Genomic DNA, 22,806 nt, shown 5'->3' with positions numbered 1-22,806 from the left:
GCTAACGGCGCGTAGAGAGTCAATCGAATTGGCGCGCAAGCGGATTCATGAGCTGAATCAAAGGGATTCCAAGATGGACGTACAACGCAAGCTGGAAATCCTGGCGGACGCCGCCAAATACGACGCGTCCTGCGCCTCCAGCGGCACGGAGAAGCGGGATTCCAGCGACGGCAAGGGCATGGGGTCGACCGCACCCGGCATGGGCATCTGCCATTCCTATGCGCCGGATGGACGCTGCATCTCGCTGCTCAAGGTGCTGCTGACCAACGCCTGCAATTACGATTGCCTCTATTGCGTCAACCGCGCCTCCTCGAACGTGCCGCGCGCCCGCTTCACCATCGACGAATTGGTCAAGCTGACGCTCGACTTCTACCGGCGCAATTACATCGAGGGCCTGTTTCTCTCCTCCGGCATCATCCGCAACCCCGACTACACCATGGAGCAAGTGGTGAGCGTCGCGCGAAAGCTGCGCGAGGAGCATCACTTCCGCGGCTATATCCATCTCAAGACCATTCCCGAGGCCGACGATGCGCTGATCGCGGAAGCCGGCAAATATGCCGATCGTCTCTCCATCAACATCGAGATGCCCGAGGAAACGAGCCTGCAGCAATTCGCGCCGGAGAAGGACGTGCGCGCGATCCGCCGCACCATGGGCCGGCTGCGGCTGAAGCTGGACGAGGCCGAGGAAGGCCGCAGCGCGAAGACCAGGGCAAAGCCGCAGCGCTTCGCGCCGGCGGGCCAAAGCACGCAGATGATCGTCGGTGCTGATGCAGCCTCCGACCACACCATTCTCCACACCAGCGCCAATCTCTACGGCGCCTACCGTCTGCGGCGCGTCTACTACTCCGCCTTCAGCCCGATCCCCGACGCCAGCCGCGCCTTGCCTCTGGTGCAGCCGCCGCTGCTGCGCGAGCACCGGCTCTACCAGGCCGACTGGCTGATGCGGTTCTACGGCTTCGACGTTGCGGAGATCGTCGACGACAGCGCGATGCTGCCGCTCGACATCGATCCGAAGCTGGCCTGGGCGCTGCGTCATCGCGACCGCTTCCCGCTCGACGTCAACCGCGCCAGCCGCGAGGAGCTGCTGCGCGTGCCGGGCTTCGGCACCAAGGCGGTCGAGCGCATCATTGCAACACGGCGCACCACCACGATCCGCCTCGCCGATCTCGCCCGCCTGCACGTGCCCCGCAACAAGGCGCTGCCGTTCATCGTCCTCAGCGATCACCGGCCCTCGCCGCACCGTCTTGATGCGGCCGGGCTGATCGAACGGTTCAAGCCGAAAGCAACGCAACTGGGATTTGGCTTCTGATGCAGTACATCACCCTCGACACCGAAACCGATTTCGACGGCTGGCGCAAAGCCGCGCGCAGCCTCGTGCTTCATCACGTGCAGCCCACCGATGTCACCTGGACCGTGCAGGGCGGCGAGGCGGAGTTGTTCGCGCCGCAAGCACCGTCTCCGATCCTCGAGGCGAACGAAGGCACCTTCAACGTATCAGGCAAATTCGTCGAGCTAGCCCAGGCCGCAATCCTGCACCGCGATATCCAGCGCTTTGCGATCCTCTATCGTCTGCTCTGGCGGCTGAAGGACAACCACGATCTCATCGAGGTCGCGACCGACCCTGACGTCGCGCAGGTCACGGCGATGGCTCGCGCGGTCCATCGCGACGAGCACAAGATGCACGCCTTCGTCCGCTTCCGCGAGATCGGACGCGAGCGCGCAGCACATTACGTCGCCTGGTTCGAGCCGGAGCATCACATCGTCGAGCTCGCCGCCCCGTTCTTCGCAAAACGCTTTGCCGACATGCCCTGGTCGATCCTGACGCCGGACCTCTGCGCACATTGGGACGGCCACGCGCTCGCGTTCACGCCGGGCGTCAGCAAGAGCGAAGCACCGGGCGAAGACCGGCTGGAAGAGACCTGGCGGCGCTATTACGCCAGCATCTTCAATCCGGCCCGGCTCAAGGTGAAGGCGATGCAGGCCGAGATGCCGAAGAAATATTGGAGGAACCTGCCCGAGGCCTCGATCATTAAGCCCTTGATCGAGGACGCCGAACGCATGACCGGCGCCATGATCGCCAATGCCGCAACCGATCCGCACAAGCCTCAGAAGCGGCCGGAGGCTCCGATGAAACGCAAGCCAGCTGCCGACGATCTCGAAGCGCTCCGCGAGGAGGCCGCGCATTGCCGCGCCTGCCATCTCTACAAGGACGCGACCCAGACCGTGTTCGGCGAGGGCCCGAGATCCGCCAACATCATGCTGGTCGGCGAGCAGCCCGGCGACAAGGAAGACCTCGCCGGCCATCCCTTCGTCGGCCCGGCCGGCCAGATGCTCGACCGTGCGCTGGAGGAGGCCGGTGTCGACCGCAAGAAGGTCTATGTCACCAACGCGGTGAAGCACTTCAAATTCGTGCCGCGCGGAAAGATCCGCCTGCACCAGAAGCCGAATACGCCGGAGATCAAAGCGTGCCGGCAATGGTTCGAACGGGAAGTTTCGGCAATCCAGCCTGATCTGATCGTGGCGATGGGCGCCACCGCCGCGCAAAGCGTGTTCGGCAAGATCACTCCGATCGGCAAGACCCGCGGCCGGCTCATCGACCTTCCCGACGGACGCAAGGCTTTGGTGACGGTGCACCCGTCCTATCTGCTGCGGCTGCCCGATCCGGAAGCCAAGGTTCTGGAATATCAGCGCTTTGTCGACGATTTGAAGATCGTGGCCGGCTTGCAGAAGAAAGCCGCGCGGGCCGCCTAAATACTGGCAGGAAAACGGTTTTCAACCGCCGCTTGTCATCCAGCCTTCAAATCCATCGCGGACAATACCCTTACTTCAAAGTTAAGGGGCGTCCAGACATGACCGATGTTGCATTCGACCGCGCGGTAGCCGATCCCGCGCCGATCCAGCCGGCCTCGCGGCCAAATCTCGACAAGGGCTTCAATCCGCTGACGATGATCCTGTTCTTCGGCATCCTCGCCGCGGGGCTGCTGTTCGTCGCCTACAGCATCTATGTCGACGTCAACGCGACCGGCGCACGCGTGACGAGCTACCTGCCCTACATCCTGTTGTTCGTCGCGCTCCTGATCGCGCTCGGCTTCGAATTCGTCAACGGCTTCCACGACACCGCCAATGCGGTGGCGACCGTGATCTACACCCATTCGCTGCCGGCCGAAGTCGCGGTGATGTGGTCGGGCTTCTTCAACTTCCTTGGCGTGCTCATGTCCTCCGGCGCGGTCGCCTTCGGCATCGTCTCGCTGCTGCCGGTCGAGCTGATCCTGCAGGTCGGCTCCAGCGCTGGCTTCGCGATGGTGTTCGCGCTGCTGATCGCCGCGATCCTGTGGAATCTCGGCACCTGGTTCTTCGGCCTGCCCGCCTCCTCCTCGCACACGCTGATCGGCTCGATCATCGGCGTCGGCGTCGCCAACGCCGTCATGCGCGGCCGCGACGGCACCTCGGGCGTGGACTGGACCAAGGCGACCGAGATCGGCTACGCGCTGCTGCTGTCGCCGCTGTTCGGCTTCATCTGCGCCGCGACGCTGCTGCTGCTGCTCAAGTTCATCGTGCGCAACCCGGCCCTGTATGCTGCGCCCGAAGGCAACAAGGCGCCGCCGCTCTGGATCCGCGGCCTGCTGATCGCGACCTGCACCGGCGTCAGCTTCGCGCACGGTTCGAACGACGGCCAGAAGGGCATGGGCCTGATCATGCTGATCCTGATCGGTACCGTGCCGACCGCCTACGCGCTCAACCGCGCACTGCCGGAATCCCAGGTCGCCCAGTTCCAGAAGGTCTCGGATGCAGCTTCCAAGGTGATCGCGGCCAAGGGTGCCGGTCACTCGATCATCGGCGATCCCCGTCCTGCGGTGACGCAGTACATCACCTCGCACCACATCAGCGAAGGCACCTACCCCTCGCTGTCGGTGCTGGTGAAGGATGTCGGCGACCAGGTCGCGAAATACGGCTCGCTCAACAAGGTACCGGCGGAAGTGGTCGGCAACACCCGTAACGACATGTACCTGACCTCGGAAGCGATCCGCTTCCTGATGAAGGACAAGGAAAACGACCTCAACAAGGAAGAGGTCGCGACCTTGAACGCCTACAAGGGCGGGCTCGACAGCGCCACGAAGTTCATCCCGACCTGGGTGAAGGTCGCCGTCGCCATCGCGCTCGGCCTCGGCACCATGATCGGCTGGAAGCGCATCGTCATCACGGTCGGCGAGAAGATCGGCAAGAGCCATTTGACCTACGCACAAGGCGCCTCGGCCGAGCTGGTGGCCGCCGCTACGATCGGCGCCGCCGACGTGTTCGGCCTGCCGGTTTCGACCACGCATGTGCTGTCGTCGGGCGTCGCCGGCACCATGGCGGCCAACGGCTCGGGCTTGCAAATGGCGACCATCCGCAATTTGCTGATGGCCTGGGTGCTGACGCTGCCCTGCGCGATCATGCTGTCGGCCACGCTCTACGTGATCTTCTCGCGGATGTTCTGAGAAGAACGACACTCCATCAACGCGAATGGCCGGGCTTGTCCCGGCCATTTGCATTCCAGGTTGTCATTCCGGGGCGGTCCGCAGGACCGAACCCGGAATCTCGAGATCCCGGGTTCACCTCTGCGAGGCGCCCCGGGATGACGTCGGTAGTCACGCCGCCAGCGATTCCTCGACCAGCTTGACCCAGTAGGACGTGCCGAACACGATCGCCTCGTCGTTGAAATTGTAGGCAGGGTGATGCAGGCCGGCGCTGTCGCCGTTGCCGCAGAAGATGAAGGCGCCGGGGCGTGCTTCCAGCATATAGGCGAAATCCTCGCCGCCCATCAGCGGCGGCATCTCGTGCACGTTGGCATCGCCGGCAACCTGCTTTGCAATGCGTCGCGCCACCTCGGTCTCCGCAGCGTGGTTGTTCACCACGGGGTAATTGCGCTGGTAGCGCAGGTCGATCTTGGCGCCGGTGATCTGCGCGACGCCCGCCACCACCTCATGCACGCGCTTCTCGACCAGCTTGCGCACCTCGGGCGAGAGCGTGCGGATGGTGCCCTTCAGTGTCGCGGTCTGCGGAATGACGTTGCGGGCGTTGCCGGCGTGGAATTCGCAAATCGAGATCACGGCCGATTCCAGCGGATCGACGCTGCGCGCGACGATCGACTGCAGCGCGGTAATCACCTGCGCACCGACCAGGACGGAATCCACGCATTTGTGCGGACGCGCAGCATGACCGCCGAGGCCCTCGATCATGATGTCGACCTCGTCGGTCGCCGCCATGATCGGGCCCGGCCGGATCGCGAACGAGCCGATCGGAATACCGGGGCCATTGTGCATGCCGTAGACCTGCTCGATGCCGAAGCGCTCCATCAGGCCGTCCTTGACCATGGCTGCGCCGCCGGCGCCGCCCTCCTCGGCGGGCTGGAAGATCACGACCGCATCGCCGGCGAAATTGCGGGTTTCGGCGAGGTAGCGGGCGGCCCCCAGCAGCATCGCGGTGTGGCCGTCATGGCCGCAGGCGTGCATCTTGCCCGGGGTCTTGGAGGCGTAAGGCAGGTTGGTCTGCTCCTCGACGGGCAGCGCATCCATGTCGGCGCGCAGGCCGATCGTCTTCAGCCCCTCGCCGGCCGGCTTGCTGCCCTTGATCACGCCGACCACGCCGGTCTGGCCGAGCCCGGTCACGACCTCGTCGCAGCCGAACTCACGCAGCCGGTCCGCAACGAATGCTGCAGTGCGATGAACATCGTACAGCAGCTCGGGATGCTCGTGGATGTCCCGGCGCCAGGCCTGAATATCGGGTTGAAGGTCGGCGACGCGGTTCACGATGGGCATGGAGGGTCTCGAGCTTTGTTGAAAATGCAGGACTGTCTACCATGCAAGCGCCAGTCCACCCAACTGCCGCGGGCCGAGGGTAACCCCTGTCCTCTCGTCATGGCCGGGCTTGGCGCCAGCTTGTCTTGGCCATCCACGTCTGACTATTAGGATAGAAAGTGCGTGGATGCCCGGGACAAGCCCGGACATGACGCGCTGGTTGGGTGGAAGCAGAATGCCGAGACGGCTCGAAGGTGAATTTGACTACATTGTCGTCGGAGCAGGTACGGCGGGCTGCATCGTCGCCAACCGGCTGTCGGCGGATCCCGGCAATCGCGTCCTCGTCCTCGAAGCTGGCGGCGACGACAACTGGATCTGGTTCCACATCCCGGTCGGCTATCTCTTTGCGATCGGCAATCCGCGCTCGGACTGGATGTTCAAGACCGAGGCCGAGCCCGGCCTGAACGGCCGTTCGCTCGCCTATCCCCGCGGCAAGGTGATCGGCGGCTGCTCGGCGATCAATGCCATGATCTCGATGCGCGGCCAGGCCGCCGATTATGATCACTGGCGGCAACTCGGCATGACCGGCTGGGGCTATGACGACGTGCTGCCGCTGTTCAAGAAGCTCGAGGATCACTTCCTCGGCGCCAGCGAGCATCACGGCGCCGGGGGCGGCTGGCGCATCGAGGCGCCGCGGCTGTCATGGGATGTTCTCGATGCCGTCGGGGATGCCGCCGAGGAGATGGGCATCAAGCGCATCCCGGATTTCAACACCGGCGACAATGAAGGCACCAGCTATTTCCACGTCAACCAGAAGCGCGGCCGTCGCTGGTCGTCGGCACGCGGCTTCCTCAAGCCCGCCTTGAGGCGCCCGAACCTGCGGCTCGAGAAGCATGTGCTGGTCGACCGCGTCATCATCGAGCGGGGCCGCGCCGTCGGCGTGCGCTTCATCCAGAACGGCGAGATGATCGAAGCGCGTGCGAAACGCGAAGTGATCCTGTCGGCCGGCTCGATCGGCTCGGTGCAGGTGCTGCATCGCTCCGGTATCGGGCCCGCCGACTGGCTGTCGCCGCTCGGCATCGACATCGTCATGGACAAGCCCGGCGTCGGCCGCAATCTGCAGGACCACCTCCAGCAGCGTGCGATCTACAAGGTCGAGGGCGTGCGCACGCTGAACGAGACCTATTACAATCTGTTCCGCCGCGGCCTGATGGGGCTCGACTACGCCTTCCGCCGCCGCGGTCCCCTGACCATGGCGCCGTCGCAGCTCGGCATCTTCACGCGCTCCGATGCGACACGCGCACGCGCCAACATCCAGTTCCACGTGCAACCGCTGTCGCTCGACAAGTTCGGCGATCCCCTGCACCGTTTCCCCGCCATCACGGTCAGCGCCTGCAATCTCCAGCCGACCTCGCGCGGCACCGTGCGGCTGCGTTCGGCGAGCCCTGACGAGAAGCCGATCATCGCGCCGAATTATCTGTCGACCGACGACGATCGCCAGGTCGGCGCCGACGCCATCCGCACCACGCGCCGCCTGATGCAGCAGAAGGCCCTGGCACGATATCGCCCGAGCGAATATCTGCCCGGCCCCTCCGTCGGCGACGACGATGCCTCGCTCGCAAAGGCTGCCGGCGATATCGGCACCACCATCTTCCATCCCGTCGGCACGGCGAAGATGGGCGCCGTAAGCGATCCGATGGCCGTGGTCGACGAGCGGCTGCGCTTCTATGGCCTCAGCGGCTTGCGCATTGTCGACGCCTCGATCATGCCGACCATCACGTCGGGCAACACCAACACGCCGACGGCGATGATCGCCGAGAAAGGCGCGGCGATGATCCTGGAGGATGCGAAGTAGCATCCTGTCGCCATGATCAATCCCCACCGCTTTTCAATCGGCCCGGCCGCCGCAGAGATCGCCATGCTGCAATGGGGCGAGAGCGGCAAGCCACCTGCCCTGCTCGTTCATGGCACCGGCTTCGTCGCCGACGTCTGGGACGAAGTCGCGCGCGAGCTTGCATCGACCTACACCGTCTATGCACTCGACCGCCGCGGCCACGGCGCCAGCCACAAGCCCGGCGCCCATCATTTCCTGGACTATGCGGAGGATGTTTGCCGGGTGGTCGATGCGATCGGCTTGCGAGACGTCTACGGCATCGGCCACAGTGCGGGCGCGACCGATCTCCTGCTCGCGGCAAAACTCTTGCCCGGACGCTTCACACGCCTGTTCGTGATGGAGCCGACCATCATGGACCCGCGCGCGGCGCGCGCCGGAGGGTTGGACGAGGAATCCTTATCGCGAGTAGAGGGCACGCTACGTCGACGCGCCGAGTTCGACAGTGCCGATGCCGTCTTCGAACGCTATCGCACCGCGCCAGCGTTTGCAGATTGGACCGTGACCTCGCTTCGAGCCTATGTGCGCCACGGCTTCGTGCCGCTGGAGAATGGCCGGGTGCGGCTCTGCTGTACACCGGAGACCGAGGCGGCGATCCTGCGCCCGATCTACGAAGCGATGGCGCAGGTTTACGTTGGCGATGCCCGCGGTAATCCGTTTGGGTTGCTCGCCGAGATCGACTGTCCCGTGCGCGTCACGACCGCTGCGAAGTCGGGGCCGATCTATTGGGAGATGGCGCGGCGCGCGGTGACGCTGATTCCGCAGGTCAGCACGATGGTGTTCGAGGACGCCGGGCATTGTGTGGCGCAGGAAGCGCCCACGGCCGTGGTGGAGGCTGTGCGAGAATTCGCGAAGTAGGTCTCGTGCCCCGGACGCGGCGCGCCACGCAGTGGTGCGCTGCTGAGTCGGGGCCCATCTCACCGCGTAACGTGAGGCCTTCCGGGTCCCGGCTCTGCAACGCATCACCAAGAGGTGCTGCGTTGCGTCCGGGACACGAGCCGCCCTCACGAAATCGTCAACACCTCCCGCGAATAAGTCCCCGCCTCCCCCAATCACCTCTCCAACGCCCAATTCCGGGCAAGCGGAGATGCGCGATGAGCGGACATGATCACGGGGGCGACGGCGTCAGCCGCCGCAAGGTGCTGGAATGCATGACCTGGGCCGGCACCGGGGTGCTCTGGACGGTCACCGGCGGCGTGCCGCGCTCGCTCGGCATCATCGATTCCGCGCAGGCCGCGACCGCAGCAGCGCCCGGCATGAGCTTCCTCCAGATCAGCGACAGCCATGTCGGCTTTGACAAGCCGGCCAATCCCAACGCACTCGGCACGCTGGAGGAGGCTGTGGGCAAGATCAACGCGATGCCGGCCAAACCGTCCTTCATGATCCACACTGGCGACATCACGCATTTGTCCAAGGCCGCCGAGTTCGACAATGCCGAGCGCATCATCTCGCAGAGCAAGCTCGACGTGCACTACGTGCCCGGCGAACATGACTTCCTCGACGAGGAGGTGAAGTTCTATCGCGAGCGTTACGGGCGCGGCACCAAGGGCCAGGGCTGGTACTCGTTCGACGCCGGCGGCGTGCACTTCATCGGCCTCGTCAACGTCGTCGACCTCAAGGCCGGGGGTCTTGGTAATCTCGGCGCCGAGCAGCTCGCCTGGCTCCAGGACGATCTGCGCGGCAAGTCGAAATCGACGCCGATCGTGCTGTTCGCGCACATCCCGCTCTGGACCGTCTATCCGGAATGGGGCTGGGGCACCGAAGACGGCGGCCGCGCGCTGGAACAGGTGAAAGGCTTCGGCTCGGTCACCGTGCTGAACGGGCACATCCACCAGGTGATGCAGAAGGTCGAGGGTAACGTCACCTTCCACACCGCGCGCTCGACCGCCTTTCCGCAGCCAGCGCCGGGAGCTGCCCCCTCGCCCGGACCGATGAAGGTTGAGGACACAAGACTGCGCTCCATGCTCGGCGTTGCCAGCATCAACTTCAAGCAGAACGAGCAGCGGCTCGCGATCATCGACACGCCGCTCCAGGGCTAGGGTGGAAGCTGACAATGAAGACACTCAACCGCCGCGACTTCGGCGTCGATCTCGGACTTGCTCTGGCCGCGGCCATCCTGCTGCCCGCAACAAAGGCCCGTGCCGACGACATGGACATTCATATCGACAATTTCGTGTTCCAGCCGGCCGAGCTCAAGATCAAGACCGGCACCACCGTGACCTGGACCAACCGGGACGACATTCCGCACACCATCGTGTCGGCCGGCAAGTTCAGGTCCAAGACCCTGGACACCGACGACAAGTTCTCGTTCACCTTCATCAACGCGGGCGACTACAAATATTTTTGTTCGATGCACCCGCACATGACGGGGATGATCAAGGTTGAGTAACGTCTCCAACCAAGGCATCAACGCCTTGCCCGGCCGGTGGTCCCACGCCGGCCGGGCTCCTGCGTCCCCGGCGACATCAGGCGAAACGGCAAAGCGAGCGGCGATGCCACCGACAAGCGACGATCCAGACAAGGCCCGGCGTTTTCGCGAAGCGGCGCTGCCCCATCTCGACGACGTCTACACGCTCGCGCGCTATCTGCTGCGCGACGCCTCCGATGCGGAAGATGCGGTGCAGGAGTGCTATCTGCGCGCGCTGAAGCACTTCGACAGCTATCGCGGGCCGGCGATGAAGCCATGGCTGTTCGCGATCCTGCGCAACGTCTGCAACGCAGAATACGCCCGTCGTGCGCACAGGCCCAGCGCGTTCGAGGATACGCCCGGCGCCGCCGAGCAGACGCCGATCTGGCAGGAGAGCGAGGCGAGCCCGGAGACCGAAGTGCTGCGCAGCCGCGATGCCGGCGCCATCCGCAAGCTGATCGAGGCGCTCGCCGAACCGTTCAAGGAAACCTTTGTGCTGCGCGAGATCAACAACCTGTCCTATCGTGAAATCGCAGAAGCCGTCGGCGCGCCCATCGGCACCGTGATGTCCCGCCTCGCTCGCGCCCGTGCCCTGCTGCGCGCGGCCTGGACGGCGGAAGAGGAGCAAGCGAAATGACCTGCGACGAAGCAAGGATCATGCTTCACGCGCTGCTGGACGGCGAGCTCGACGCCGGCCATGCGCGCGAGGTCGAAGCCCATATCGCGGGCTGCCCCGGGTGCGCTGCGGAATTGGCCGCACAGCGCGAAATGCAGCGCGTGCTTGCCGACACCAATTTGCGCTACGTCGCGCCCACCAGCCTGCGCAACAAGATCGAGGCCTCGCTGCCGAAGCCGCAGCCCCAGCCGAGCCGCCGCTCCGTGCTGCGCGGCTTTGCGATGGGCTCGGCGGTCTCCGCGCTCGCGGCAACCGGAATCGTCGCCATCGTGCTGCGCCAGGACGACCAGCAGCGCATCCTCTCGGAGGTCGTCTCCGCGCATCTGCGCTCGCTGCAGGCCGGCCACCTCACCGACGTGATCTCGACCGACCAGCACACCGTCAAGCCGTGGTTCAACGGCAAGCTCGACGTCGCCCCGCCCGTGATCGACCTCACCGCGCAGGGTTTTACGCTGGTCGGAGGCCGGCTCGACTATATCGACGCCCGCGCCATCGGCGCCGTCGTCTACAAGCGTCGCCAGCACGTGATCAACCTGTTCGTGGCACAGACATCGAGCACCGAGCACCAGCCGCCGAAGACCCAGACCATGCAGGGCTTCAACTGCCGCCGCTGGGGCGAGCGCGGCCTGAACTTCTGGGCCGTCAGCGACATCGGCGCCGACGAGCTCGCCGAGTTCGTCGACAAGTTCGAGGCGGCGATGAAGTCGAATGTGGAGGGGTAGATTCGGCCCTACGACACGCCCATGGAATATTCGCTGTGCCGCTCTGCCAGATCAGAGAGACCGCGCAAGGTCGAAGGTGTGAACAGCTTGTGTACCGGGGTTCCGCAGAACGGACAGAAACTGAGAACGATGGCCGATGAGAGGGTGACGTTGGCAACATCACCCTCAATCCTTAGCCGCGCCCGCTGCGTCGACAGGAGATCTTCCCCGCTTTTCGTGACCGCGCGAGATTGAAGGTCAAATCGGAAGCCGCCGGGCTTTCGGGAAATGGCCACTGACATTCCACGCTCGCCTGCGTTCGCGACCAGATTTCCGAAGCCCTGACAACAAAACACCGAGCCGTCTCCAAATCGCCCTGCGCTTACCTATACTTGTTGGCGATCTCGACGATCGCAACTAAGCTTTGGCATTGAGCAAGTGAAATTTGGGCAGCCGATGGCCAAAAAACTCAAGCCCATGCATCCTGGTGAGGTTCTGCGGGAAGAGTTTCTGATCCTGCTGGACATGTCCGCTGGCGCGCTCGCCAAGACCTGCGGCCTGCCGCGCACGCGAATCGAGCGGATTGCGAGTGAGCAGACTGGAATCACTGCCGACACCGCACTTCGGCTTGCGAAGGCGCTCGGCACGACGGCCGAGCTCTGGCTCAATCTTCAGAACGATTACGACATCCAGATCGCCAGGCGCGATCTCGGTAAGGCGCTCGATCGCATCGAGACAGTTAACAAGCCCAAGGCGGCCTGAGCGATCGACCTTACGCCGACCGTCGCACTGCGTTGTCCACCAACGTCTTGCCGAGCGACCAGATCGCGCCGGGGACCTTGTGGCTGCCGGCGATGACGTCGTCGAACGCCTTCTCGATCCAGCTGCAGTCTTCCTCGGTGATGGTGAGAGGCGGCAGCAGCTTGATGGTGTGGCTGCCGTGACCGGCGACCTGGGTCAGGATCTTGTGATCCTTGAACAGCGGCACGGTGATGAGCTGGCAGAACAGGCCCTTGTTGGCGGTCTCCAGCACGTTCCAGGAGGCGCGCAGCCGCAGCGATTTCGGCGGGCCGAACTCGACGCCGATCATCAGACCCTTGCCGCGCACTTCCTTCATCAGCTCATAGCCGGGCACCATGCGCGTCAGTGCGAGGCGCAGCTCGGCGCCGCGCTTGGCGGCAGACTCGATCAGCTTCTCGGATTCCATCACGTCCAGCGTGGCGATGCCCGCGGCCATCGCGAGGTCGTTCTTGGAGAAGGTGGAGCCGTGCACCACCGCGCGGTCCATCTGGTTGAAGATCTTGTCGAAGATGGCCTTGCGCGTCAGCACCGCGCCAACCGGCACGTGGCCACCCGACAGCGACTTCGACAGCAGCACCATGTCGGGCTCGACGTTCCAGTGCTCGACCGCGAGGAAACGGCCGGTGCGGCCCATGCCGGTCTGGATTTCGTCGGCGACGAACAGCGTGCCGTATTTCTTGCAGAGTGCGGCCGCGCCCGGCAGGAACTCGTCGGTGGGCATGTTGACGCCCTTGCCCTGGATCGGCTCGACCACGAAGGCTGCGACCTCACGCGAGGCCAGCGCCTTTTCCAGCGCGGCCAGATCGTTGAACGGGATCGAGGTGCAGCCGGGCAGCAGCGGCTCGAAGCCGGTGCGGAAATTCGAATCGCCCGTCAGCGACAGCGCGCCATAGGTCAGGCCATGATAGCCGTGGGCGCAGTAGACGATGCCCGGGCGGCCGGTGGCGCCGCGCGCGAACTTGATCGCAGCTTCGACGCATTCGGCGCCGGAATTGGCGAAGAACGCCTTGTCCAGATAGGGGACATATTTCAGCAGCCGCTCGGCGAGCACGCCGGCGAGCACGGAGACGTCGAACTGGACGAGGTTGGGCAGGTCGGCATCGAGCACGCTCTTGAGGGCGTCGCGCATGACCGGGTGATTGCGCCCGATCGCGAACACGCCAAAGCCGGACAGCAAGTCGAGATAGCGCGCGCCGTCGCGATCGTACAGATACTGCCCCTGCCCCTTCTGGAAGCCGACATCGTAGCCGATGGTCTTCAGAACCCGAACGAACTGCTCGTTCAGATACCGATTATGCAGGGCGCTGCGCTGGGCCTGACGGTCCGCGAAAAGCTCAGACATGTCTGGATTTGGGCTGTGCATCCGTTACATACTTCGGTTGAGGGCCGTCTCGTCAACTGAAAAGGGACCGTTACTGAAAACGGTCTGTGCGGCCTTTTGCCCTTTTTCGGACCATCTTCGCAAGCACAGCTTTAGCCCATGTTGCACTGCCAAGGAACTATCATGCGTTTAGCCCTTTACACCGGACTAATACTGGCTGGCGGCTACACCTGCCTGACCCCGGCGCTCGCCGCCGATCCCACCGGCGACTGGCGGGTTGCCGACGGCGTCGCCAACATTCGCGTCGCCCAATGCAATGGCAGCATGTGGGGCGCCGTTTCCTGGGAAAAGCAGCCCGGCGGCCGCGACGAGAACAATCCGGATGCCTCGAAAAAGACCAGGCCGACACTGGGCATGGCGACGCTGATCGACATGAAGAAGAAACCCGGCGCCGATCAGTGGGAAGGGCAGGTCTACAACGCCAAGGACGGCCAGCTCTATAGCGCGACCATCACGCCGGCCGGTGCCGACCAGCTCGAAATCAAGGGCTGCGTAATGGGCTTCCTCTGCGGCGGCGAGACCTGGACGCGAGTCGGACCGCCGATCCCCTCGAGCACCGCCAATGCCATGGCCAAGGGCGCGCCCAAGTCCACCGGCGCGGCACCGAAGGCTCAGGGCACGATGGGCGCGACAGCGGCGCCTGCTCCGGCTGCGGCGGCCCCGAAGAGCGCCACCGCCCTCGCAAAGCCGAGTCAGAAGGGTTCCGCCGACCCGGTCGGCGACATCTGCCTACTCCCTGAGATTGCGGGGTTTGCCCATTAGGGCCGGCTGGAACAGCAACACGGCGGCGAGCGTCGTCACCAGCGAAAGTGCCAGCAGCTTGCCCATGCTGGACGTGCCGGGATGGCTCGACAGCCACAGGCTGCCGAACGCGGTCGCCGTCGTCAGTGCGCTGAAAAAGATCGCGCGCGTCAGGCTGGTCTGGAGCAGATTTGTCCTGCCCGAGCGCCAGGCCACGACATAATAGATCTTGAAGGCGACGCCCACGCCGAGCAGCAGCGGGAACGCGACGATGTTGGCGAAGTTGAGCGGCAGGCCGATCAACACGCAGATCTCGAGCGTCACCGCGCCGGCAACCAGGAGCGGCACCAGCGTCATCAGCACGTCGACGAAGCGGCGCAGCGTGATCCACAGCAAGAGGCCGATCACCAGCAGCGCGTAGATGCCGGCGTGGATGAATGCCTTCACCACGGTATCGCCGGATTTCAGGATCGAGACCGGCCCGCCGATCGCGGTCGGCTCGGCAACGAGCACCGCCGCCGCAAATCTGCGCAGCGTGTCGTTGTCGTTGGGATCGCCCTTGGGCAGCGCCTCGACGCGGATGATGCCGTCCTTGCTCTTCCAGGCGCTGACGAGATCGGATGGCAGTGAACTCAGGGTGACGGGCCCGGCCTGCATCGCGTTCCTGAGCTGGTCAAACACGACCTTCATCGGCGTGACGAACACGTCCTGCGCCCTGTTGCGCGTGGCCTCGTCGCCATTGGCGAGCTTTTCGAGCGCGTCTGCCAGACGGCGCGAGGCGATCGAGCCCGGCCCCTTCGCATCGCCCGCGGTCCGGCGCAGATTGTCGACCGAGGATTTCAGCGCCTCGACGTTTTCCTTGTCGGTCGGCGCCGCATCGATCTGATCAGGGTTGAGTGCGGGGTTCAGCACCTTGGCGCCCTGCGCGAGCAGTTTCAGCTTCGGCGGCTGATCCTGGGGCACGAAGCTGTTGAGCGACATCACCCGGAGCACCTCGGGGACCTTCTCGAGCTTCGCCTCGACCTGCCTTGCCTGCTCCTCGGACGTGGTCATCACGTTGATGGCATTGGCGCCGGTGTTGGGATCCTTGCGCAGGTCGAGGAAGGTCGCGATCGATTCCGCCCTCGGGTTGCGCAGGTTCATCGGATTGAAGTCGAACTTCATGAAATAGAGCAGCGGCAGGCCGGCGAGCGCCAGCAGCAGCGTGCCGCCCACGACCAGCACGCGGTGCTTCTCCAGAAAGTGATCGAGCGGCGCCAGGAAGGCGTAGCCGACCGGCTCCTTCTCGCCGGGCGGGTTCAGCAGCTTCAGCATGGCCGGCAGAACGGTGATCGAGGAGAGGAACGCCACCAGCATGCCGACGCCGGCGATCTGGCCCAGCTCAGCGATGCCCTTGTAGTCGGTCGGCATGAAGCAAAGGAAGCCGGCCGCAGTCGCCATCGCCGCGAGCGACAGCGGCACCGCCGAGCGCTTCGCCGCCAGCACCAGCGCGCCCGAAAGGTCGTTGTGCTTGAAGCGCTCCGAGCGGTAGCGGACGCTGTACTGGATGCCGAAATCGACGCCGAGGCCGACGAAGAGCACAGCGAACGCGATCGACAGCAGGTTGAACGATCCGACCATCATCAGGCCGGCCGCGGTCGTCAGCGCGAGGCCGACGAAGAGATTGACGAACACCGCGAAGATGATCTTCGCCGAATGCAGCGCCAGCCACAGGATCAGCAGCACGACGAGAACCGTGCCGACGCCGTTGACGACGGCGCCTTCCTGAACCGTGGCGTATTCCTCGTTGGCGATCGGGATTGGGCCGGTCAGCCGCACCCGCGCCTGGTATTTGGTCGGAAAATCGAGATCGGCCGCGGCCTTGCGGATCGCGTCGGTGGCATCCTTGCCGGGCTCCAGCGCGTTGTAGTCGAGGATCGGCTTGAACTCGATGAAGGCGCGCTTGTCCGAATCCTTCAGCGGCTCGTCGCTGACGAGCTCGCGCCAGGAGAAGCTCGCATTGCCCTTGTTGAGCACGGTCTCGACCGTCTGCGCGATCAGGTTGAACGGACGCTCGGTGTTGTCGAGCTTGACCTGGCCGCGCTTGACGCCGGCAAGTCCCGTCTCCAGCGCGCCGGTCAGGCCGCGGATCGAGGGATCGCCAGCCATGATCTCGATCAGGGGCGCTGCAGATTCGAATTGGCTGGTGATCTTGCCGACCTCTTCGGTCGGCAGGAACAACAGTCCGTTCCTTTCGAAGAACTCGCCGCTGCCGAGTTGCTGCAGAGACTGGAAGTTGGTCTTGTCGTCCTTCAGCCTGGCATAGAGCGCGTCGGCCGCTGCGCTCGTCATCTCCGGGGTCCGGGCCTCGACCACAGCGAGGATCGTTTCGTTTTGATCGAACGCCTTGTCGAACTGCTGGTCACGCTTGCGCCAGTCGAGATTCTGGGAAATCAGCGAATTGATGTCGGTGTTGATGGCGAAGTGGCGCGCAGCGTAATAGCCCGCTCCCACCGACAGCAGGAGCCCGAGAACGACGACGAGGGAGGCAAACCGGGTGCAGGCCCTGACGATGGCAACGACTACGCTTTGCAGCACTTCTTTTCTTTCTGCGGTTAACAGCTTGCCGGAAACGCCCGCTGTTTATCGGAGTTCCCGGCGAAACCTATTGCTGTTTTGAGAGGCTCTCGCCGCCAGAAGGTTCGAGGTAAACGGCGGAAGACCGTGGCAAAATCATGCGGGGCGGTCGGTATAGCCGGGGAGTTGAGGCGGGAACGTGACCAAGGGCTGGTCACTGATGTCGCTGGCTTGCATACACCCTCGTCTCTACTATATTACCGCAAAATTGGCCTAGCGGGGAACCCGGGTCCATTCGGACTTTCCTTACCGCCGATTTTTTGACACAAAGTATTGCGCCTCCATGCGCCGGAGCCCCGACGGGGGTGGGTGGCTACCGCGTGCGGGGACCGATGGTGCGGATATTGCAACGCATTGGTCAGTATCGGGGTGCCGCCGGGAACTTGCGAAGCGGATTGGTGCAACTTGCGTGATGGACGTCCAATGGAAGTTTATCTGGCGCAGCCGCGCGGCTTCTGCGCGGGCGTGGTGCGTGCGATCGAGATCGTGGAACGGGCGCTGGAGAAGTACGGCCCGCCCGTCTACGTGCGCCATGAGATCGTGCACAACAAGTACGTTGTCGAGAGCCTGAAGAACAAAGGGGCAATCTTCGTCGAGGAGCTGTCCGAGGTCCCGCCGAAGGCGGTGACGGTCTTCAGCGCTCACGGCGTCGCCCGCAGCGTCGAGGAGGAGGCCGCCGCGCGCGACCTTCCCGTGCTCAATGCCACCTGCCCGCTGGTCACGAAAGTTCACAATCAGGGGAAGCGCTACATCACCAGGGGCCGCACACTTATCCTGATCGGCCATGCCGGCCACCCCGAGGTCGAGGGCACGATGGGCCAGGTTCCCGCCCCCGTGCTGCTTGTCCAAAGCGTTCAAGAGGTTACGGCCCTGACGCTGCCGGCCGATACGCCAGTGGCCTACATCACCCAGACCACCCTGTCGGTCGACGACACCAAGGATATCATCGCGGCCCTTCAGACCCGCTTTACAGATATTCAAGGTCCGGATATCCGGGATATCTGCTATGCGACACAGAACCGCCAATCTGCGGTAAGGGACTTGAGCAAGCTGGTCGACGTGATCTTGGTGGTGGGCGCTGCCAATAGCTCGAATTCGAACCGGCTTCGCGAAATCGGCACCGAGGCCGGCGTCGCGAGTTATTTGATTGCCGACGGCAGCGAGCTCAATCCGGAGTGGTTGAAGAATGCCAGGACTGTCGGCATCACGGCCGGCGCTTCGGCGCCCGAGGTACTCGTGGATGACGTGATCGAAGCGATGCGGCGGATCGGACCGGTCAAGGTCCAGGTACTGCCGGGCCGCGAGGAAAACATCGAATTCCGGCTTCCGGCCCAATTGGCTGCGAGCTGACCCACCCGAATTCCAAGCCCAGAAAGAAACTTTGTAATGGCTATCCCCTTCTTCAAGGAAATGCGTATCGGCGCCTATCTGCTCAAGCAGAAAATGCTTGGCCGCAAACGCTATCCGCTCGTGCTGATGCTGGAGCCGCTGTTCCGCTGCAACCTCGCCTGCGTCGGCTGCGGCAAGATCGATTATCCCGATGCGATCCTCAACCGCCGCATGACCGCGCAGGAGTGCTGGGACGCGGCCGACGAGTGCGGCGCGCCGATGGTCGCCATTCCCGGCGGCGAGCCGCTGATCCACAAGGAGATCGGCGAGATCGTGCGCGGCCTCGTTGAGCGCAAGAAGTTCGTCTCGCTCTGCACCAACGCGCTGCTGCTCGAGAAGAAGCTCGACCTGTTCGAGCCCTCCCCTTATCTGTTCTTCTCCGTGCATCTCGACGGCCTGAAGGACCACCACGACAAGGCGGTGTCGCAGAAGGGCGTGTTCGATCGCGCCGTCTCCGCGATCAAGGCAGCCAAGGCGCGCGGCTTCACCGTCAACGTCAACGCCACCATCTTCGACGGCCATCCGGCCGAGGAGATCGCGAAGTTCCTCGACCTCACCGTCGAGCTCGGTGTCGGCGTCTCGATGTCGCCGGGCTACGCCTATGAGCGCGCGCCGGACCAGGAGCACTTCCTCAACCGCACCAAGACCAAGAAGCTGTTCCGCGACGTCTTTGCGATGGGCAAGGGCAAGAAGTGGAATTTCATGCATTCCGGCCTGTTCCTGGACTTCCTCGCCGGCAACCAGGAATACGAGTGCACGCCGTGGGGCATGCCCGCGCGCAACATCTTCGGCTGGCAGAAGCCCTGCTATCTGCTCGGTGAAGGCTACGCAAAGACCTTCAAGGAGCTGATGGACACCACCGACTGGGAAACCTACGGCACCGGCAAGTACGAGAAGTGCGCCGACTGTATGGCCCATTGCGGCTACGAGCCGACGGCGGCCACCGCAGCCCTCAACAACCCGCTGAAGGCGATGTGGGTGTCGCTGCGCGGCATCAGGACCTCCGGTCCGATGGCGCCGGAGATCGACATGAGCAAGCAGCGCCCGGCGCAGTACATCTTCTCGGCGGAAGTGCAGAAGCGCCTGTCGGAGATCCGCAAGGACGAGGCCGAGGCCGCGCAGGCGAAGGCCGCGCAGAAGGCTTCGACTGCGGCTTAAGCGGGACAATCAACTCTCACCACGAAGGCCCGGCCGCGATCGCGACCGGGCCTTCTCTTTTGTAGGTCGTTGTGCCGGCGGTCCGTGTCCCGGACGCGCTGCAGCGCTCTTTGCGCTGCTGCGCAGAGCCGGGACCCAGCAGCCGCGTGCCGTGTCGATGCATGGGCCCCGGCTCTGCAGCGCATCGTCGAAGGGACGCTGCGCTGCGTCCGGGGCACGAGAGGAGATCGAGTCATTCTCCCTCGCCGTCATTGCGAGCGCAGCGAAGCAATCCAGAATCTTTCCGCGGGGATTGCTTCGCTGCGCTCGCAATGACGGAGTGTGCGGCAGCAGCTTGCTCTTGCAGTTCGCGCTCTCCATCGCAGACACACCTTCGCATTCCCGCGGCTTCTTTCGCCCGAGTTTTGCTGATCGTCGCCGCCCTCAACTGGACCAGAGGGCGCAGGGAAGGCCGGGCGCCGGCGGCACCCGCGGTCCGCGTGCATGGAAAACGCACACGGGGTGGACTACAGGTGTTGCCGGTCGCCCGGCCTTCCCTGCGCGGATGGTTTTAACGGTGTCCTTCGTGCTCTCCCCGGGGAGCGTTGCACTATTGCCCCCGTCACCTTGCAGCTGATCGATGTGCGCACCGGTTGGCCGCCACATCACCGCAAGCCTTGACGCCAGAACCCCGGGCGTCAGGACCACACGACTTCTCCGTCCGCGGACGGCCCTGCCTCAGTATCCGGGGCTCCATGTGCGTGCCCCCGACCATCAACAAGACCGCTGTGACCGCGCCGTGTCGTACCGCGTCGCGCATGACTCAACGGTCTCCCGCCCCTGTCATCGCCTTCCGCGCCGGCGCTACCGCGTCCACCGCACCCCGGCCCGCATCTCGTGACGATCGCGAAGCGCCCCTCTGGGAGGGCCGGGATGACCGCTCTATGCCATAAATCCGAAATTCTGAAAAGTGGAATATTTTTGCGAGGAGGGATTGACGGGTGTTCTGGTGTTTTGCCCGACGGGTCATTTTGACCCGCCACTCGCCGCGCCACTCGCCGCCATTCCACGCGCAGCACGAACCCAGCATCCATCGCGCGTGCCCTGCGGCCCTCCCGGATTCCGTCAGCAACTCGAAAAAACATCCCCCGACATCAATCGATAGGTTTCGCTTCGCTCTACCTATCCTACCATCTAAGATCGCAGCAGGTTTCAACCTGGAGTCCTGGCCTTGCGCGTCTTGTTTCTCATGCTGGCACTGCTGGTCGCAGGCCCATCCGCGAAATCCGATGCTCAGCCATTTCACGCAGGCGTCACGCGCATCACGGTGCAGGACACTATCCCCTTTGACGCATTGGTTGCGTATCCGACCGACGTGGCCGAACCTCCCTTTCAGGATGGCCCCCACATTGTTGCCGCTGGTCGTGACGCGCCGATAGCGGCCGGAGCACGTTTTCCGATCGTGCTTTTTTCGCACGGCGGAGGAGGAACGATCAAAGCGGGAGGCACTCCCCTGCCCTATGCCGATCTTTTGACGTCGTTGGCGCGAGAAGGTTTTGTCGTGGTCGCGCCGTTTCACCCGGGATCCAAGCGTCCTCGCGAGGCGCTCGAAGATCGACCACGCCAGATCCACAAGGCGCTCGATGCCATGTTGGCCGATCCCCGCTTCGCGACGCATGCCGATCCAACTCGCCTTGGCATGATGGGATTCTCTTACGGCGGCGCTGTCACACTGATCGTTGCGGGCGCAGCTCCCAGCCTGGCTCACTTGGCGACCTACTGCCGAGACCGCACAGACGACCCGTTGGCCTGCGACGGCGTCCCGACTGACGGCTCCCTGGCCAACGCCGTCGGCAGGAGATCGCCGGATGCGCTCGCCGTGAAAGCACTCGTGCTGTTGGAGCCGTGGGGCTCCTTGTTCGATCGGGACGGGTTAGCGTCGCTGGAAATGCCGACGTTGCTCTATCGTGCGGAGAGCAGTGCTCTCAAGGCTGACAGCAATATCCTCGCTCTTGCGGCGGGATTGCCTCGTCCGCCGCGGCAAGAGACCATACCGGGCGGCCATTTCATATTTTTCGGACCATGCCCTCCCGCGCTGGAAGCTGAGGCGCCCGCCGTCTGCAAGGATGCTCCCGGCGTCGACCGGGCAGCGGTCCACCGACGGATCAAGGTTGAGATCGGGGACTTCCTGCACCGGAATCTGTAGCTGGACAGGTCGAGCTTTTGGCGAAACCCACCCTCACCAATCGATGGGTTTCGCCGCAGCGAAACCCATCCTACGAGCCAAGAGTTTGCCGATGTTAGTAGCCGCCTATGAATTTGCTAAGGAGCGCTTGCCGGCGTCGCGCTTTCGAAGCGCAGCAAGAGCATTTTTCGCGATCTTGCCGGGGCCAATTGGAGGGGTCATTAACGCTCAATCGAATGCTCAGCCCCTTCCCGTCGGTCATGTGCAGGGAATAGGACATATCCTGACTTGCTCAGTTAGGCGGCGACAAGCTCAAACTGGTCGGGATATCGTCATGCGAGCAATAGCCGTCGCGCTGATCTCGTTTTCATTGCTTGCGTGCGGCATATCGCCTTGCGCCGCTCAGGAGGAGCAGAGCTTTCCCCATTTCATTTGGCAGGGAGATAAATCAACCGGGCTGGAAATCGCGGTGTCCAACGGCGAACCAACCCTTAATTTCTTTGATGTCGGCAACCTTTCGATGAACAGTCTCTATCTCGTTCAACAGGTTCTAGGTGACATCTCGCGAGCCGCCGGAAAGAAGGTCGATCGGAGCCTGGCGAGCGCTTCGATCGCAGTTTTTCATGACACGAACGTATTCCTTCGCTTGAAGACTGACAGAGCCGCCTTCACGACCATGGGAATCCCGGAGGACGTTATTGATGATCTCAAGGGGCGAATTACTGATGACGCAAGGTGCCTCTCAAATACTCGAACGGACGCCAAGGGCAATGTCATCTTCACTGTGATTCTCTTGTCCGAGAAATTCCATGATTGCCTGATCGGCGGGTTGTATTACTCATTTGGCGTCCGTGCGTCGAACGTCAGTATTGAAACGCTCCTTAGCGTTTGCGTTCTATACGAGGGCCGAAATCGCGGTCTTCGCGATCGTCAAAGTCTTTCCCGAGAAGCCCCGAAACTTCGCGATCTGTGCCTGGCTAAGGCTGAAGAAACCAAATGACAGACTTTCCGCGCCAGGTGGATGCCAACTAGTGTCTTGAACCAGAAGTTCGCAACATCGGGTCTTGTTTTTCCGGGGCACTGTAACGACAGAAGCGCTCGATG

19 protein-coding genes are annotated in these 22,806 nt (G+C 63.7%); 15 read left to right on the top strand and 4 right to left on the bottom strand.

Annotation, left to right across the window (positions count from 1 at the left end):
- Nucleotides 1-73: 73 nt before the first annotated feature.
- From XI03_RS27210 to XI03_RS27200, 3 genes are all read left to right on the top strand, one after another.
- Nucleotides 74-1,309 (top strand): putative DNA modification/repair radical SAM protein, encoded by a 1,236-nt coding sequence (locus tag XI03_RS27210; protein ID WP_271593835.1) that lies wholly within the window; start codon nucleotides 74-76, stop codon nucleotides 1,307-1,309.
- Nucleotides 1,309-2,751 (top strand): UdgX family uracil-DNA binding protein, encoded by a 1,443-nt coding sequence (locus XI03_RS27205; RefSeq protein WP_271593834.1) that lies wholly within the window; start codon nucleotides 1,309-1,311, stop codon nucleotides 2,749-2,751. Before XI03_RS27210 ends, XI03_RS27205 begins: the two co-directional genes overlap by 1 nt.
- A 98-nt stretch (nucleotides 2,752-2,849) precedes the next feature.
- Nucleotides 2,850-4,478, top strand: a complete 1,629-nt coding sequence (locus XI03_RS27200) for an inorganic phosphate transporter (protein ID WP_028143199.1) — start codon at nucleotides 2,850-2,852, stop codon at nucleotides 4,476-4,478.
- Nucleotides 4,479-4,628: 150 nt separating this feature from the next.
- Here XI03_RS27200 and XI03_RS27195 read toward each other — a convergent pair whose 3' ends face one another.
- The gene (locus XI03_RS27195; RefSeq protein WP_028143200.1) at nucleotides 4,629-5,798 is read right to left on the bottom strand and encodes a M20 aminoacylase family protein; all 1,170 of its coding nucleotides are present in this window, start codon (nucleotides 5,796-5,798) and stop codon (nucleotides 4,629-4,631) included.
- 214 nt (nucleotides 5,799-6,012) lie between these two features.
- On the opposite strand from XI03_RS27195, the gene XI03_RS27190 reads away from it, so the two are divergent.
- The 6 genes from XI03_RS27190 to XI03_RS27165 all read left to right on the top strand — a co-directional run bounded on the left by XI03_RS27190 (nucleotide 6,013) and on the right by XI03_RS27165 (nucleotide 11,473).
- Nucleotides 6,013-7,632, top strand: coding sequence for a GMC family oxidoreductase (locus tag XI03_RS27190; RefSeq protein ID WP_028143201.1), 1,620 nt, complete (start codon nucleotides 6,013-6,015; stop codon nucleotides 7,630-7,632).
- A 12-nt stretch (nucleotides 7,633-7,644) separates the two neighbouring features.
- On the top strand, nucleotides 7,645-8,526 hold the full coding sequence (locus XI03_RS27185; RefSeq protein ID WP_271593833.1) for an alpha/beta fold hydrolase: 882 nt from the start codon (nucleotides 7,645-7,647) through the stop codon (nucleotides 8,524-8,526).
- Nucleotides 8,527-8,762: 236 nt separating this feature from the next.
- Nucleotides 8,763-9,707 (top strand): metallophosphoesterase family protein, encoded by a 945-nt coding sequence (locus tag XI03_RS27180; protein WP_271593832.1) that lies wholly within the window; start codon nucleotides 8,763-8,765, stop codon nucleotides 9,705-9,707.
- A 14-nt stretch (nucleotides 9,708-9,721) separates the two neighbouring features.
- Nucleotides 9,722-10,057, top strand: coding sequence for a cupredoxin domain-containing protein (locus XI03_RS27175; protein WP_271593831.1), 336 nt, complete (start codon nucleotides 9,722-9,724; stop codon nucleotides 10,055-10,057).
- 103 nt (nucleotides 10,058-10,160) lie between these two features.
- Nucleotides 10,161-10,712: a sigma-70 family RNA polymerase sigma factor gene (locus XI03_RS27170; RefSeq protein WP_028143205.1), complete on the top strand. Its 552-nt coding sequence runs from the start codon at nucleotides 10,161-10,163 to the stop codon at nucleotides 10,710-10,712.
- Nucleotides 10,709-11,473, top strand: a complete 765-nt coding sequence (locus tag XI03_RS27165; RefSeq protein ID WP_271593830.1) for an anti-sigma factor family protein — start codon at nucleotides 10,709-10,711, stop codon at nucleotides 11,471-11,473. The genes XI03_RS27170 and XI03_RS27165 overlap by 4 nt, the downstream gene beginning before the upstream one ends.
- Nucleotides 11,474-11,481: 8 nt before the next feature.
- On the opposite strand, the gene XI03_RS27160 is transcribed toward XI03_RS27165, so the two are convergent.
- Nucleotides 11,482-11,754: a hypothetical protein gene (locus XI03_RS27160; protein ID WP_152036359.1), complete on the bottom strand. Its 273-nt coding sequence runs from the start codon at nucleotides 11,752-11,754 to the stop codon at nucleotides 11,482-11,484.
- Between the two features lie 154 nt (nucleotides 11,755-11,908).
- Between XI03_RS27160 and XI03_RS27155 the strand changes: the two genes are divergently transcribed.
- Nucleotides 11,909-12,214, top strand: a complete 306-nt coding sequence (locus XI03_RS27155) for a HigA family addiction module antitoxin (RefSeq protein WP_271593829.1) — start codon at nucleotides 11,909-11,911, stop codon at nucleotides 12,212-12,214.
- A 10-nt stretch (nucleotides 12,215-12,224) separates the two neighbouring features.
- Here the strand turns inward: XI03_RS27155 and hpnO are convergent, their stop codons facing one another.
- Nucleotides 12,225-13,616 carry an aminobacteriohopanetriol synthase HpnO gene (gene hpnO / locus XI03_RS27150; protein WP_271593828.1) on the bottom strand — a complete coding sequence of 464 codons (1,392 nt, stop codon included), beginning with the start codon at nucleotides 13,614-13,616 and terminating at the stop codon, nucleotides 12,225-12,227.
- A 141-nt stretch (nucleotides 13,617-13,757) separates the two neighbouring features.
- Here hpnO and XI03_RS27145 point away from each other — a divergent pair, with 141 nt between their 5' ends.
- The gene (locus tag XI03_RS27145; protein ID WP_271593827.1) at nucleotides 13,758-14,396 is read left to right on the top strand and encodes a DUF2147 domain-containing protein; all 639 of its coding nucleotides are present in this window, start codon (nucleotides 13,758-13,760) and stop codon (nucleotides 14,394-14,396) included.
- Here the strand turns inward: XI03_RS27145 and XI03_RS27140 are convergent.
- Nucleotides 14,364-16,952: an MMPL family transporter gene (locus XI03_RS27140; protein WP_271593826.1), complete on the bottom strand. Its 2,589-nt coding sequence runs from the start codon at nucleotides 16,950-16,952 to the stop codon at nucleotides 14,364-14,366. The genes XI03_RS27145 and XI03_RS27140 overlap by 33 nt on opposite strands.
- A 462-nt stretch (nucleotides 16,953-17,414) precedes the next feature.
- On the opposite strand from XI03_RS27140, the gene ispH reads away from it, so the two are divergent.
- From ispH to XI03_RS27120, 4 genes are all read left to right on the top strand, one after another.
- Nucleotides 17,415-18,341, top strand: coding sequence for a 4-hydroxy-3-methylbut-2-enyl diphosphate reductase (gene ispH / locus XI03_RS27135; RefSeq protein ID WP_028143209.1), 927 nt, complete (start codon nucleotides 17,415-17,417; stop codon nucleotides 18,339-18,341).
- 36 nt (nucleotides 18,342-18,377) lie between these two features.
- Entirely contained in the window at nucleotides 18,378-19,538 is a 1,161-nt protein-coding gene (gene hpnH / locus XI03_RS27130) for an adenosyl-hopene transferase HpnH (protein WP_038971554.1), read from the top strand.
- Nucleotides 19,539-20,748: 1,210 nt separating this feature from the next.
- Complete coding sequence (locus tag XI03_RS27125; protein WP_271593825.1) at nucleotides 20,749-21,723, top strand: alpha/beta hydrolase family protein; 975 nt, start codon at nucleotides 20,749-20,751, stop codon at nucleotides 21,721-21,723.
- Between the two features lie 91 nt (nucleotides 21,724-21,814).
- A complete protein-coding gene (locus tag XI03_RS27120; protein WP_271593824.1) occupies nucleotides 21,815-22,702 on the top strand; it encodes a hypothetical protein in 888 nt (295 codons plus the stop codon).
- Nucleotides 22,703-22,806 lie beyond the last annotated feature (104 nt).

Origin of the sequence: Bradyrhizobium sp. CCBAU 65884, from assembly GCF_028128835.1 — a bacterium.
Classification (GTDB): Bacteria; Pseudomonadota; Alphaproteobacteria; order Rhizobiales; family Xanthobacteraceae; genus Bradyrhizobium; species Bradyrhizobium ottawaense.
The sequence above is the reverse complement of the archived record's forward strand: the minus strand, read 5'-3'. Positions and strand labels throughout refer to the sequence as shown.